Source organism: Azospira restricta (assembly GCF_016858125.1).
GTDB lineage: Bacteria > Pseudomonadota > Gammaproteobacteria > Burkholderiales > Rhodocyclaceae > Proximibacter > Proximibacter restrictus.
This window is the reverse complement of sequence record NZ_CP064781.1, coordinates 3,258,221-3,271,708: the sequence shown is the minus strand read 5'-3', so window position 1 is coordinate 3,271,708 and position 13,488 is coordinate 3,258,221. Positions and strand designations below refer to the sequence as shown.

Annotated in this window: 10 protein-coding genes; 7 read left to right on the top strand and 3 right to left on the bottom strand. The window is 66.1% G+C overall.

Going from position 1 to position 13,488, the window contains the following annotated elements; translation table 11 throughout:
- Positions 1-123 precede the first annotated feature (123 nt).
- From IWH25_RS15610 to IWH25_RS15600, 3 genes are all read left to right on the top strand, one after another.
- On the top strand, positions 124-1,734 hold the full coding sequence (locus IWH25_RS15610; protein WP_203386686.1) for an NAD+ synthase: 1,611 nt from the start codon (positions 124-126) through the stop codon (positions 1,732-1,734).
- Between the two features lie 45 nt (positions 1,735-1,779).
- Positions 1,780-2,118 carry a P-II family nitrogen regulator gene (gene glnK, locus IWH25_RS15605; RefSeq protein ID WP_203386685.1) on the top strand — a complete coding sequence of 113 codons (339 nt, stop codon included), beginning with the start codon at positions 1,780-1,782 and terminating at the stop codon, positions 2,116-2,118.
- A gap of 256 nt (positions 2,119-2,374) precedes the next feature.
- Positions 2,375-6,415 (top strand): helix-turn-helix transcriptional regulator, encoded by a 4,041-nt coding sequence (locus IWH25_RS15600; protein ID WP_203386684.1) that lies wholly within the window; start codon positions 2,375-2,377, stop codon positions 6,413-6,415.
- Between the two features lie 146 nt (positions 6,416-6,561).
- On the opposite strand, the gene IWH25_RS15595 is transcribed toward IWH25_RS15600, so the two are convergent.
- Genes IWH25_RS15595 through trxB form a run of 3 tightly spaced genes read right to left on the bottom strand, consistent with a single transcriptional unit; the run spans position 6,562 to position 9,759 of the window.
- Positions 6,562-7,755 carry a PilT/PilU family type 4a pilus ATPase gene (locus tag IWH25_RS15595; RefSeq protein WP_203386683.1) on the bottom strand — a complete coding sequence of 398 codons (1,194 nt, stop codon included), beginning with the start codon at positions 7,753-7,755 and terminating at the stop codon, positions 6,562-6,564.
- 21 nt (positions 7,756-7,776) lie between these two features.
- On the bottom strand, positions 7,777-8,781 hold the full coding sequence (locus IWH25_RS15590) for a Smr/MutS family protein (protein WP_203386682.1): 1,005 nt from the start codon (positions 8,779-8,781) through the stop codon (positions 7,777-7,779).
- Between the two features lie 15 nt (positions 8,782-8,796).
- A complete protein-coding gene (trxB, locus tag IWH25_RS15585; RefSeq protein ID WP_203386681.1) occupies positions 8,797-9,759 on the bottom strand; it encodes a thioredoxin-disulfide reductase in 963 nt (320 codons plus the stop codon).
- A gap of 195 nt (positions 9,760-9,954) precedes the next feature.
- On the opposite strand from trxB, the gene IWH25_RS15580 reads away from it, so the two are divergent.
- The 4 genes from IWH25_RS15580 to IWH25_RS15565 all read left to right on the top strand — a co-directional run bounded on the left by IWH25_RS15580 (position 9,955) and on the right by IWH25_RS15565 (position 13,469).
- Positions 9,955-12,261, top strand: coding sequence for a DNA translocase FtsK (locus IWH25_RS15580; RefSeq protein ID WP_203386680.1), 2,307 nt, complete (start codon positions 9,955-9,957; stop codon positions 12,259-12,261).
- A 14-nt stretch (positions 12,262-12,275) separates the two neighbouring features.
- Positions 12,276-12,893, top strand: coding sequence for an outer membrane lipoprotein periplasmic chaperone LolA (lolA, locus tag IWH25_RS15575; RefSeq protein WP_238998927.1), 618 nt, complete (start codon positions 12,276-12,278; stop codon positions 12,891-12,893).
- A 70-nt stretch (positions 12,894-12,963) separates the two neighbouring features.
- Entirely contained in the window at positions 12,964-13,197 is a 234-nt protein-coding gene (locus tag IWH25_RS15570) for a ParD-like family protein (RefSeq protein WP_238998926.1), read from the top strand.
- Positions 13,194-13,469: a type II toxin-antitoxin system RelE/ParE family toxin gene (locus tag IWH25_RS15565; RefSeq protein ID WP_203386678.1), complete on the top strand. Its 276-nt coding sequence runs from the start codon at positions 13,194-13,196 to the stop codon at positions 13,467-13,469. Before IWH25_RS15570 ends, IWH25_RS15565 begins: the two co-directional genes overlap by 4 nt.
- The last annotated feature ends 19 nt before the right edge of the window (positions 13,470-13,488 follow it).

The window sequence follows — 13,488 nt, the reverse complement described above, 5'->3', positions numbered from 1 at the left end:
CGTGCGCGGGGGCGATCGGGCTGTCGCCGTTTCCCGACGCTGCGCGCGAACGCCTGTAAACGCGGGCACTCGCGTGCCGTCCGGGGCGGCGGACGAATTCCGCTTCCGGTATAGTTGCGGCCTATGTCACTGAAGATCGCCATCGCCCAGATCAACGCCACCGTCGGCGACCTCGCCGGCAACGCGGCGAAGATCGCCGAATTCGCCGAACGCGCCCGCGCCGCCGGCGCCGACCTGCTGCTGACGCCGGAGCTGGCGCTGTGCGGCTACCCGCCGGAAGACCTGCTGCTGCGCCCCGACTTCTACCGCGCCTGCGCCCGCGAGCTCGACGCGCTGGCCGCGCGCATCGCCGGCATCGCCGTCCTCGTCGGCCATCCCGAGGACTGCGACGGCAAGCGCTACAACGCGGCGACGCTGCTCGCCGACGGGCGGCAGGTCGCCACCTACCGCAAGCAGCGGCTGCCGAACTACGAGGTCTTCGACGAGGAGCGCTACTTCGAGGCCGGCGACGCCGCCTGCGTCGTGACCGTGCAGGGCGTGCGCTGCGGCATCAACATCTGCGCCGACATCTGGGAGGAGGGCGCCGCCGAGGCGGCGCACGCCGCCGGCGCCGAGCTGCTGCTGGTGCTGAACGCCTCGCCCTACCACCTCGACAAGCACGAGGACCGCGTCGCCGTGCTGCGCGAGCGCATCGCCGCCACCGGCATGCCGGCGCTCTACGCCAACCTGGTCGGCGGCCAGGACGAGCTGGTCTTCGACGGCGGCTCGTTCGTGCTCGACGGCGCCGGCAACGAGACCTGCCGCCTGCCGCAGTTCGCCGAAGCGCTGGAGATCGTCGAGCTCGTCGACGGCCAGCCGCGGCCGGGAACGCAGGCGCCGGCGCAGCCGCTGGAGGCGCAGGTCTACGCCGCGCTGGTGCTCGGCGTGCGCGACTACCTCGGCAAGAACGGCTTCCCCGGCGCGATCATCGGCCTCTCCGGCGGCATCGACTCGGCGCTGACGCTGGCCGTCGCCGTCGATGCGCTCGGCGCCGACAAGGTGCGTGCGGTGATGATGCCTTCGCCCTACACCGCCGACATCAGCCTTGAAGATTCGCGGCAGATGGTGCGGACGCTCGGCGTGCGCTACGACGAGATCCCGATCGCGCCGGCGATGCAGACCTACGACGCGATGCTGGCGAAAGAGTTCGCCGGCCTGCCCAGCGACACCACCGAGGAGAACCTGCAGGCGCGCATCCGCGGCAACATCCTGATGGCGCTCTCGAACAAGACCGGCGCGCTGGTGCTGACCACCGGCAACAAGTCGGAGATGGCGGTCGGCTACTGCACGCTGTACGGCGACATGGCCGGCGGCTTCGCGGTGATCAAGGACGTCTTCAAGACCTTCGTCTACCGCCTGTCGCGCTGGGTGAACCGCGAGCGCGAGATCATTCCCGAACGCATCATCACGCGGCCGCCGTCGGCCGAGCTGAAGCCCGGCCAGACCGACCAGGACAGCCTGCCGCCGTACGAGGTGCTCGACGCGATCATGCAGGCCTACATGGAGCGCGACGAGAGCCCGCGCGAGATCATCGCCAGGGGCTATGCGGAAGCCGACGTGCGTCGCGTCGTTCGCCTCTTGCGCATCGCCGAATACAAGCGGCGGCAGGCGCCGGTCGGCATCCGCGTCACCCAGCGCGGGTTCGGCAAGGACTGGCGCTACCCGATCACCAACCGCTACCGCGACGAGTTTTGACCGAGATTTGATACGATAGGCGCTTACCGCCGGAGACCACCCACCATGAAGAAAATCGAAGCGATCATCAAACCCTTCAAGCTCGACGAGGTCCGCGAGGCCCTGTCGGAAATCGGCGTCACCGGCCTGACCGTCACCGAGGTCAAGGGCTTCGGCCGCCAGAAGGGCCACACCGAGCTGTACCGCGGCGCCGAATACGTGGTCGACTTCCTGCCCAAGGTGAAGCTCGAGATCGTCGTCGCCGACGACAGCGTCGAGCCGGCGATCGACGCCATCGTCAAGGCCGCGCACACCGGCAAGATCGGCGACGGCAAGATCTTCGTGACGCCGGTCGAGCAGATCGTGCGCATCCGCACCGGCGAGACGAACGAAGCGGCGATCTGACGCTTTTCAGGCGATCCGATAACGAAACGGGCCGGCACGAAAGTGCTGGCCCGTTTCGTTTGGGGCTGCTTGTGGTCAATGGCGAGTACGTCTGCAAGTCGGCCGAAGCTGCCGTCGGCGTGCCACTCCAGTAATGTCGGCCATGTGGTTGATTGCAGACTAAGGCGGCATAGGTCCTTGGAATCCATAATCACCCGCACTTGACGCAGCATTTTTGCACTCATAAACTGTGTTCTACTTATTTGGCACACATGATATGAGTACGACTAACGATGCGAGGGCGGCCGAATTTGGCCATCGTCTCCTGCAATTCCGCATCCAAGCGGGAATCGAGACGCAAAGGGAATTGGCCATTGCGATGGGCGTCCGGCAGCAGACAGTCAGCCGATGGGAGGCCGGCACATCTCGCCCCAGGGCAAAGGACATGCTTCGGCTCGCGCACGTGCTATCCGTAAGCCCAGAGGATCTAGAGAACGTGAGCGAGCGAGGGCTGGATCCGCAAACGACGACGGTCAGTTTCGACCAACCGTTTCCGATCGACTCCCTGAGTGCGGAAGGTTTCGAACGGTTTTGCGACTTCTTTATCTCCGCGCTCCATCCGACTGCCGACGTGCACCGGTTCGGCGGGACCGGCCACAAGCAGGACGGCCTAGATGTCGAGGCCGTTTTGCAAAACGGGACGATCCGCACCTATCAATGCAAGAGGCATAAGGAGTTCGGCGCAGCGAAGGTCGAAGCGGCTGTAAAAGCACACGTCCGCCGCTCCGACAAGAAAGTCCTGCTGCTCACAAGAATCGCCAGCCCGCAGGCGAGGGTGGCGATGGCCGCCCATCCCGAGTGGGAACTGTGGGACAAAGAGGACGTCGCCAAACGAATCCGCCAACTCCCGAAGTCGGAGCAAATTCGCCTAGTGGACATCTTTTTCCCCGGACAGCGACTCGCGTTGCTCGGCGAAGTCGAGGCCGGCCCGTGGATGTCCGTCGAGGACTTCTTCTCCGCGTTCCTGCGCAAGGAGCGCGCCTTCAACCACCTGTGGCAACTGGTGGGACGGAGCGAAGAGCTCGCAAACCTATCCGACAGCATCCGCGACAAGGATCGGCTGGTCACCCTGCTGACCGGCTCTGGCGGGTCTGGGAAGTCCCGTTTGCTGTACCAAGCCCTCACCGATTACAAAAACACGAAGTCTGGAACGCTAGTCAAAGTTCTTTCGACGACGGAGGAGCTCTCCTCGAAGCATCTAGAGAGTCTCGGGCAAGGCGAAAAGCTCTTGGTCGTCGACGACGCTCACGACCGGGACGATCTCCCCATTCTTTTCGCCTACGTCGCCAATCCCAAGAATTCGGCGCGAGCGGTCCTTTCCCTCCGGACGTACGGCCTCGAGCGGATCAGGTTGCAGGCGGCCGCCGTCCTTCTCCAGCCGCCCTACACTTTCCAAATCGGCCTCGAACCGCTGTCCCAGAAACAGTCGGTCGAACTCGCGGCCCAGGTTCTGAAGGAGTACGGCGGCCCCGAATCGGCGGCCGACGCGGTCAGCCGCTACACCCTCGACTGCCCATTGGCCACGGTCGTCGCGGCCCAGGTCGTGGCGAAGGAGAAGTTGCATCCGGAACTCCTGAGCACCGAAGGCGCGTTCCGGACGACTCTTTTGGCCCGCTTCCAGCAGGTAATCGCGGGAGATCTAGCCCAAGGCAAAGACAGAGAGGCCATCCTCTCCATCCTGAGAGTCTTGGCATTGGTCCAACCTTTCAGTCCGGACGACGCCGGGCTCCTGAAACTGCTGGAGGATGCCGAGGGCATCTCCGTCGCGGACAGCAACCGCTTAGTCAAGACCTTGGTAACGGGCGGCGTGGCGTTCAAGCGGGGCTTGACGTACAGGCTCGCTCCGGACCTCCTCGCCGACTACATCATCGAGCAAAGCTGCGTGACCGAGAACGGCGCGTCGTCCGGCTACGCGGAAAAGCTCTTCGCCGCGTCACCGCAATCACTCGTGGAGCACGTCCTGCTGAACCTCGGGAAGCTGGATTGGCGGCTGTCGAGCGGGAACACCGCCAGCAGCCGATTGCTCGACGGGCTGTGGCAGCAATTGCGGCCCACGGGGGAGTACGGCGACGCGCATTTCAAGGCGATGACGTCCGTCGCGTACTACCAGCCCGCGAGGGCGCTTCAGTTCGCCGAACAACGCATCGCCGAAGACAGGATTCCCACGGGCCTGCCGGATCTCGTCAAGTACGCCGCCTACAACTTCGGGCACTTGCGTCGGGCGTGCGAATGCTTGTGGGAATTGGGGAAATCGGACGAAAGGCAGTTGCACCAACACCCCGGCCACGCCATCCGCATACTGAAGGAACTCTGCACGGTGGAGCCCAATAAGCCGGTCGAGTACAACGCCGAGGTCGTTGGATTCGGACTATCGCTCTTAGATTGCCCCGATTCGTGGAGCGAGGTGTACACGCCGTACGACTTCCTGAGTGGGATTCTCCAAACCGAAGGCCACACCACTTCTTCGAATGGCCGCGCGTTTTCGTTCAGCCCGTACTTCGTGAGGCAGGAAGCCGTTGCTTCGCTGAGACAGGATGTAATCCTCGCTACGATTGCCCGGCTCGATTCCGAGCGGGTGGACGTTGCGATCCTGTCCGCGAGGGCGCTTTCCGACGCGCTCCGGTATCCGATGGGCCAATTCGGGGTCACCGTTTCGGAAGCGGACCGCGAGCGTTGGACCGACGAATTCGTCAGCACGTTGGAATCAATTAAGGGCAAGGTGCTGTCGTCGACGTTGGATCCGTTCGTCTGGCTCGAACTGCTCTCTTCGATCTCATGGCACGCGAAGTTCGCCAGCGGCAAGACGAGCGACGCGGCGAACCAGATATTCGGGCTTATCCCGGACAGCCTGGAATTCAGGGCGATACGCGCATTCGTCGACGGGTATGGCCACCTGGTTGAGGATCCGGACTTCGAAACGAGGCAAAAGGAATGGCAAGCGACCGTCCGGCATACCGCCTCGGAGATAGCCGACGCCTTCCAGACCCCGGAGGCGATCGTGCAGTTCGCGGCGACGATGCTAACGAGGGTCGAAAACTCCAAGCAGGGAAGGGACGCCTCGCCCCACATCCTGTTCCACGAACTGCTCGCTGGTACGAACTCCTTGGCAAACCATGTCGTGGAGTACGCGCTCGGGAACCCGGAGTCCGTCATCGTCCGGTACGTTCCCCTGGCGTTGCCGATGGTCTATTTGGAAGACGTCGGAAAGGGAAGGGCATTCACGTCCAGAATACTGACATCCGGGAGTCAGGAACTGAGGATGTCGTTGGCCCGCTGCCTCGGTCAGATCATTGAAAATTCGTCATTCGGCGACTACGAACTCGACGTCCTGAAAGGATTTCTCTCTTCCGATGACCAACATGACGTAGAAATCGCCGCGCGCGAGTTGCGCCACGTCGGATCGTTGGACGCAGCCAAAGCGTTGGAACTCGTGGAGAGCGCGAACCTCTGCGGTTGTCAGTACGTGGCCGACGAGATCCTATCCCTCTTTGGGACCCCCGGACCGATCCCGCTTGAGCTGCTCGATTCCGGCTCAGTAGGAACCCTGTTGAAAAAATTGTTCCCCATACCGGTTCTCGAAAAGTATTGGATCCAGAAATTCCTCGCGTCCGTTTCGGCCCGGTACCCGGTGGAAACGCTGGGCTTCTTCAAGCAGCGCGTCGAGCATGCAGCCTCGACGGAGGATCACTCGTTCCGCCCCTGCAACTACGGCCCGTACATACACGAGCCGTTGCGGTTCGCGGAATCAGCGGCGTACGACGATCTGTGCAAGGACGTTTGGTCCTGGATGAGAAGCGGCAATGACAGCGACCGCAAATTCCAATACTTCGCCTCCCACCTTTTCGCCGCCGTATTTTCTGCAACGGACGAAAGGACGCTGTTCTTCATGCGGAATAAGTGCTCCGGCGACAGCCTCGACATTTCACTGATCGGGAAAGTCATCCGGGATGCCGATCACAATTTCTCATTGGACAATCCCTCCTTCGCCATCGGCTACCTTACAGCAGCCAAGTCGCACGGCAGTAAGTGTCTCGAATCAGCCACCAGCGCACTGTATTGCTCGGCCGTGAGCGGGGGAAAACAGGGAACTCCAGGCGAACCGTTTCCCCGTGACGTGGAAGTCTTGGAAAAAGCGAAGTCCATTCTCGATTCGCTCCCACGCTTCTCCCCCGCTTATAGGCTCTACGACCTCATCAAGCGGGACGCGGAGAAGAACATTGCCGAATCGCTAAAGGAGCGGGAGCTATTTGAGGAATAACCGGAATCGAATGAGGCCATGCCTGGGGGCACTGTGGCTGGTTTCGGTCACATAGCAGCCCCATCACCCCAAGCATCTCACTGGCAGCAAAGGCCGACAAACTGACTACCGGCCGCTAGACGTAACCCGAAACGCGGCAGGCGTCATTACTTCTTCTCTTCCTCTTCGCCCTCGGCCTTCTCTTCCTTCTTTTCCTCCTCGATCGACAGCGACATGCCGCTCGCCGTCGACGGCTCCCCGCGCTTACTCTTCAGCTTGATCGCCAGCCGCAGCTCGTTGGTCGAGTCGGCGTTGCGGATGGCTTCGTCGTAGCTGATGTGGCCCTGGTCGTAGAGGTCGAAGAGGGCCTGGTCGAAGGTCTGCATGCCGAGCTGGCGGCTCTTGTCCATGATCGGCTTGATCGCCGCCGACTGGCCCTTGGACAGCAGTTCGGCGACCGTCGCGGTGTTCAGCAGGATCTCGATCGCCGCCTTGCGCTTGCCGTCCTGCGAGCGGACGAGGCGTTGCGAGACGACCGCCTTGAGGTTGGAGGCGATGTCCATCAGCACCTGCGGCTTGCGCTCGTCGGGGAAGAAATTGACGATGCGGTCCAGCGTCTGGTTGGCGTTGTTGGCGTGCAGCGTGCCCATGCACAGGTGGCCGGTCTCGGCGAAGGCCAGCGCGTGCTCCATCGTCTCCAGGTCGCGGATCTCGCCGATCAGGATGACGTCGGGCGCCTGGCGCAGCGTGTTCTTCAGCGCGGCGTGCCAGGACATCGTGTCGACGCCGACCTCGCGGTGCGTGATCAGGCATTGCTTGGAGGTGTGCACGTACTCGACCGGGTCCTCGACGGTGATGATGTGGCCGGGCGCCGTGCTGTTGCGGTGGTCGATCATCGCCGCCATCGTCGTCGACTTGCCGGAGCCGGTGCCGCCGACGACCAGCACGAGGCCGCGCTTGGCCATGATCACGTCCTTCAGCACCGGCGGCAGGCCCAGTTTCTCGAAGTTCGGGATTTCGCTGGTGATGGTGCGGATGACCATGCCCACGGCCTGCTGCTGGACGAAGACGTTGACGCGGAAGCGGGCGATGCCGGGCAGCGAGATCGCGAAGTTGCATTCCATCTCGCGCTCGAATTCGGTCCGCTGGTCGCGGTTCATCAGGATCCACGCCAGCTTCTTCGAGACGTCGGCGGAGAGCTTCTGCGACGACAGCGCCTTCATCGTCCCGTGGATCTTCATCGTCGGCGGGAAGTCCTTCGAGATGAACAGGTCGGAGCCGCCGTGCTGCACCATCGCCTTCAACAGCGCATGGATGTAGTTCTTCAGCTCGTCGCCGATGATGTCTTCGTTCTGGATCATGGTCGTGTCGGTGGTTGTGGCCTAGGGCCGCTCGGTATTGCGCGGCGCGCGCAGCAGCACCAGCAGCGCGCCTTCGCCGCCGTCGTGCGGGCGCGCCTGGCAGAAGGCGAGGATTTCCTCGCGCTGCATCAGCCAGCCGCGCGAGAGGTGCTTCAGCACCGGTTCGCGCCCCGGCGAGCCGAGGCCCTTGCCGTGGATCAGGCGCACGCAGCGGTAGCCGTGTTCGAGCGCGTCGTGCAGGAAATGGCCGAGCGCGCTGCGCGCCTCGTCGCGGGTCAGCCCGTGCAGGTCGAGCTCGGCCTGCACCACCCAGCGGCCGCGGCGCAGGTCGGTGAGCACGCGCCGCGGCAGGCCGTCGCGCAGGTGCACGCCCTCGTCGCCGATGTCGATGCGGTCCTCGAAGGAGAGCGGCGCGGCGATCGCCTCGCGCAGCACCGCCGCCTCGTCCTCCTCGCGCTGGCGCGGGTGCGGCGCCGGCGCGGGGCGCGCCAGTTCGGCGCGGTTCGCGTCGGGCAGCGGCGCGGCGGCGCCGACGGCATGGCGGAACAGCGCCGCCGGGTCGTCGACGTCGTCGGGCAGCCAGGGCTCGTCGACCGGCGCCGGGCGGGCGTCCGCGGTCAGCGCGGCGGGCAGCGTGGCGACGATGGCGTGCGCGCGGCGGCGGCCGATCTCGACGCGGCCGTGGTCGGACAGGCGGGTGACGTCGGCCATCTCGTGGCGGAAGAGGGCGGCGGCATCGTTCGGGTCGGGCGCCGGCGCGCGGCGCGCCGGCTCGGGTTCCGCCTCCTCGCCGCGCGGGCGCGGCAGCGGCGCCGGGCGCGGGCGCTCGATGGCGGCGTGGTCGTCGGCCGGCAGCGGCGTGACGTTGCCGAGCGCGGCATGGAAGAGGGCGGCGGCATCCGCGTCGTCGGCCGCGGCCGCCGGCGGCAGCGGGCGCGCCTCGGGTTTGCCGGTCGGCGGCGGCGCGAGGCGGCCGCGCAGCGCGGCGAGCGCCCCGAAGGGGGAGTCCTTGGGGCGCCGGCTCATGCGCTACTCCGTGGTTCAGGCCAGGCCGAGCGCGTCCAGGTAGCGCTCGGCGTCGAGCGCGGCCATGCAGCCGGTGCCGGCCGAGGTGACCGCCTGGCGGTAGACGTGGTCCTGCACGTCGCCGGCGGCGAACACGCCGGGGATGTTGGTCGCGGTGGCGTCGCCCTCGCGGCCGCCCTTGGTGACGATGTAGCCGTTTTCCATCTCGAGCTGGCCGGCGAAGATGTCGGTGTTCGGCTTGTGGCCGATGGCGATGAAGACGCCGGTCAGCTTCAGCTCCTTGGTGTCGCCGTGCTTGGTGCTCTTCACGCGCACGCCGGTGACGCCGGTGTTGTCGCCGAGCACTTCGTCCAGCGTCGAGTCGAGCACCAGGCTGATCTTGCCTTCCTCGACCTTGCGGTTGAGCTTGTCGACCAGAATCTTCTCGGCGCGGAACTTGTCGCGGCGGTGGATCAGCGAGACGTGGCGGGCGATGTTGGCGAGGTACAGCGCCTCCTCGACCGCGGTGTTGCCGCCGCCGACGACGGCGACCTGCTGGTTGCGGTAGAAGAAGCCGTCGCAGGTGGCGCAGGCCGAGACGCCGCGGCCGGAGAACTTCTCTTCCGAGGGCAGGCCGAGGTACTGCGCCGAGGCGCCGGTGGCGATGATCAGCGCGTCGCAGGTGTAGGTGGCCGAGTCGCCGACCAGGCGGATCGGCTTTTCGGCGAGGTGCGTGGTGTGGATGTGGTCGAAGACGATCTCGGTCTCGAAGCGCTCGGCGTGCTTCTGGAAGCGCGCCATCAGGTCCGGACCCTGCACGCCGTCGGCGTCCGCCGGCCAGTTGTCGACGTCGGTCGTGGTCATCAGCTGGCCGCCCTGGGCCATGCCGGTGACCAGCACCGGCTTCAGGTTGGCGCGGGCGGCGTAGACGGCGGCGGAGTAGCCGGCGGGGCCGGAACCGAGGATCAGCAGGCGGCAGTGGCGAGTGGTCTGGGTCATGATCGTCTTCTGGTTGGCTGGTTGGGTAAGCCGTAAATTATAGCGAGGTCGCCGGGCGGCCGGAGCGTCGTCGGCCGGCGGCCGTCCGCAGCGGGGATTCGCGGGCGACGGCGGCCGGCCCGCATCGGCTGCGGAGGCGCCGCGGCCGGGGGGTATAATCCGGCCGTATCCGCACTCCCTGGCGTACCGACTTCATTGACGACCAAGACCATCGAACGGCGCGCCGACGCGCCGAGCCCGCTGCCCGAGAAGATCGCGCTCGTCCTGCAGGAATCGCGCTGGCTCGCCCTGGTGGTGCTCGCCGGCTTCCTCTCGCTGTCGCTCTTCGGCTACCACCCGGAAGACCCGGGCTGGTCGCGCGCCGTCTTCAGCTCGACGCTGCACAACCCGGCCGGCCGCGCCGGCGCGTGGATCTCCGACCTGCTGCTGTACATCTTCGGTATCTCCGCCTGGTGGTGGGTGATGCTGTGCGCGGCCATCGTCTGGTGGGGCTACCGCCGCCTTGACGGCCTGCGCGCCGGCGACCGCCGGCCGCTGGCGATCGCGCTCTCCGGCTACCTGCTGCTGCTCGCCTCGAGCAGCGCGCTCGAGGCGCTGCGCTTCCACTCGCTGAAGATCGCGCTGCCGCTCGCCCCGGGCGGCATGATCGGCCACGAGCTGGGCGGGCTGGCGATGCGCACGCTCGGCTTCACCGGCGGCACGCTGGCGCTGATCGCGCTGGTCGCGGTCGGCTGGAGCCTGTTCTCCGGGATGTCCTGGCTGGGGGCCGCCGAGCGCGTCGGCACGCTGCTCGAAGGGGCCTATCTCGGCGTGCGCAGCCTGATCGAAACCTGGCAGGACCGCCGCATCGGCCGCGAAGTCGCGCGCGAGCGCGAAGTCGAGGTCGAGGTCGAGCGCGAGCGGGTCGAGCAGCACGAGCCGATCGTCATCGAGATGCCGGAGCCGGTGGTCGAGGTGTCGAAGAAGGTCGAGAAGCGCATCGAGCGCGAGCGGCAGACGCCGCTGTTCCCGGAGGCGGTCGAGGGCGGCATGCTGCCGCCGCTGCACCTCTTGGCGCCGGCGCCGGCGCAGACCGAGCGGCCGAGCCCGGAGACGCTGGAATTCACGTCGCGGCTGATCGAAAGGAAGCTCGCCGAGTTCGGCGTGCAGGTGCAGGTCGTCGCCGCCTACCCCGGGCCGGTGATCACCCGCTACGAAATCGAGCCGGCGGTCGGCGTAAAGGGGGCGCAGATCGTTAACCTCGCGCGCGACCTCGCCCGGGCGCTGGCCCTCGTTTCGATCCGCGTCGTCGAGACGGTGCCCGGCAAGTCGTGCATGGCGCTCGAGCTGCCGAACCCGAAGCGGCAGACGGTGCGCCTGTCCGAGATCGTTTCGAGCAAGGCCTACCAGGACATGGCTTCTCCGCTGACCCTGACGCTCGGCAAGGACATCGGCGGCCAGCCGGTGGTCGCCGACCTCGCCAAGATGCCGCACCTGCTGGTCGCCGGCACCACCGGCTCGGGCAAGTCGGTGGGCATCAACGCGATGATCCTGTCGATGGTCTACAAGTCCGAGCCGGAGAAGGTGCGCCTGATCATGGTCGACCCGAAGATGCTCGAACTGTCGATCTACGAGGGCATCCCGCACCTGCTGGCGCCGGTCGTCACCGACATGAAGCAGGCGGCGAACGCGCTCAACTGGTGCGTCGGCGAGATGGAGAAGCGCTACAAGCTGATGAGCGCGCTGGGCGTCCGCAACCTCGTCGGCTTCAACAGCAAGATCAAGGACGCCGAGAAGCGCGGCGAGAAGATCCCGAACCCGCTGTCGCTGACCCCCGAGGCGCCGGAACCGCTGTCCACGCTGCCGTTCATCGTCGTGGTGATCGACGAGCTGGCCGACCTGATGATGGTCGTCGGCAAGAAGGTCGAGGAACTCATTGCCCGTCTGGCGCAGAAGGCGCGCGCCGCCGGCATCCACCTGATCCTGGCGACGCAGCGGCCGTCGGTCGACGTGATCACCGGCCTGATCAAGGCCAACATCCCGACCCGCATCTCGTTCCAGGTGTCGTCGAAGATCGACTCGCGCACCATCCTCGACCAGATGGGCGCCGAGGCGCTGCTCGGCCAGGGCGACATGCTGTGGCTGGCGCCGGGCACCGGCTACCCGACGCGGGTGCATGGCGCCTTCGTCGCCGACGAGGAGGTGCACCAGGTCGTCGACTACCTGAAGAAGGCCGGCGTGCCGGAGTACGTCGACGGCGTGCTGACCGGCGCCGGCGGCGACGACGACGAAGGCGGCGAGGGCGGCGACGCCGGCGATGCCGAGAGCGACCCGCTCTACGACCAGGCCGTCGATATCGTGCTGAAGAACCGCCGCGCGTCGATCTCGCTGGTGCAGCGCCACCTGCGCATCGGCTACAACCGCTCGGCGCGGCTGATCGAGGCGATGGAGAAAGCCGGCCTGGTGTCGGCGATGGACGGCCGCGGCGGCCGCGAAGTGCTGGCGCGGAAAGCGGAAGAGTGATGCGCGGAGGAATGATGTTTCGCTCGCTGTTCGGACTCTTTTTCGCGCTGGCGGCGACCGCCGCCGACGCCGACGCCGTCGACCGCCTGCGCGCCTTCCTCGAAACGACCAAACTGCTGCGCGCCGACTTCGCGCAGACGGTGCTGCCGAAGAACGGCAGGAAGCCGCAGTTCTCCTCGGGCAGCATGGCCATCGCGCGGCCGCACAAGTTCCGCTGGCAGATCGACAAGCCCTACCCGCAGCTGATCGTCGGCGACGGCGAGAAGGTCTGGCTGCACGACCCCGAGCTGAACCAGGTGACGGTCAGGAAGCAGGGCGCCGCGCTCGCCGGTTCGCCGGCCGCGCTGCTCGCCGGCGAGGGCGTCGCCGCACTCGAACAGCACTTCGCCCTGAAGGACGATGGCGCGAAGGACGGCCTGGAATGGCTGGCGGCGACGCCGAAGAGCAGGGACACCGGCTTCGAGAAGGTGCGCATCGGCTTTGCCGGCGCCGAGCTGCGCGCGATGGAGCTGACCGACAGCTTCGGCCAGCAGACCTCGCTCGTCTTCTCCAAGGTCGAGAAGAACCCGCCGCTCGCCGCCGCCCACTTCCGCTTTACGCCGCCGAAGGGGGCGGACGTGCTCGGCGAGTGATTTCTTGCTCCGCGTTGCGTAGCCGGCTATAGTGTTGCTACAAAAGTAGCAATTTGATTCGAGGTGAAGCATGGGCATGCCGGTACGCATCGACGACACCCTTTACGAGCAGGCGAAAGCGCAGGCGCAGGCCGAGCGCCGCACCATCGCCGGGCAGATCGAGTTCTGGGCGATGGTCGGCAAGGCTGCGCTCGACAACCCCGACCTGCCGATCGACTTCGTGCGCGACCTGCTGGTGGCGCGCGCCGAGGGGCCGTCGCTGGCGACGCCCTTCGTTCCGGAAGGCCGGCGCGACGCACGATGACCATTCAGGTCGTCCAGAGCGCGTCCTTCCGTCGGGCCTACAAGCGCCTGCATGCAAACCAGAAGGCGGACGTCGATGACGCGGTCGGCGCCATCGTTGCCGATCCGACGCTGGGCGAGGCGAAGAAGGGCGATCTGGCCGGCGTCTTCGTCTACAAGTTCAAGTGCTGCGGGCAGCTGATGCTCCTCGCTTACGAGTACGATCCGACAACCCGCCTGCTGCTTCTGCTCGGATCGCACGAGAATTTCTACCGCGAGCTGAAGCGCGGCTAGGCATGCCGTCGAGTTCACC

Excerpts from the sequence above, each read along its gene's own strand:
- glnK (WP_203386685.1), top strand. The coding sequence starts at position 1,780 with ATGAAGAAAATCGAAGCGATCATCAAACCCTTCAAGCTCGACGAGGTC.
- IWH25_RS15610 (WP_203386686.1), top strand. The coding sequence starts at position 124 with ATGTCACTGAAGATCGCCATCGCCCAGATCAACGCCACCGTCGGCGAC.
- IWH25_RS15600 (WP_203386684.1), top strand. The coding sequence starts at position 2,375 with ATGAGTACGACTAACGATGCGAGGGCGGCCGAATTTGGCCATCGTCTC.
- IWH25_RS15595 (WP_203386683.1), bottom strand. The coding sequence starts at position 7,755 with ATGATCCAGAACGAAGACATCATCGGCGACGAGCTGAAGAACTACATC.
- IWH25_RS15570 (WP_238998926.1), top strand. The coding sequence starts at position 12,964 with ATGGGCATGCCGGTACGCATCGACGACACCCTTTACGAGCAGGCGAAA.
- lolA (WP_238998927.1), top strand. The coding sequence starts at position 12,276 with ATGTTTCGCTCGCTGTTCGGACTCTTTTTCGCGCTGGCGGCGACCGCC.
- trxB (WP_203386681.1), bottom strand. The coding sequence starts at position 9,759 with ATGACCCAGACCACTCGCCACTGCCGCCTGCTGATCCTCGGTTCCGGC.
- IWH25_RS15565 (WP_203386678.1), top strand. The coding sequence starts at position 13,194 with ATGACCATTCAGGTCGTCCAGAGCGCGTCCTTCCGTCGGGCCTACAAG.
- IWH25_RS15590 (WP_203386682.1), bottom strand. The coding sequence starts at position 8,781 with ATGAGCCGGCGCCCCAAGGACTCCCCCTTCGGGGCGCTCGCCGCGCTG.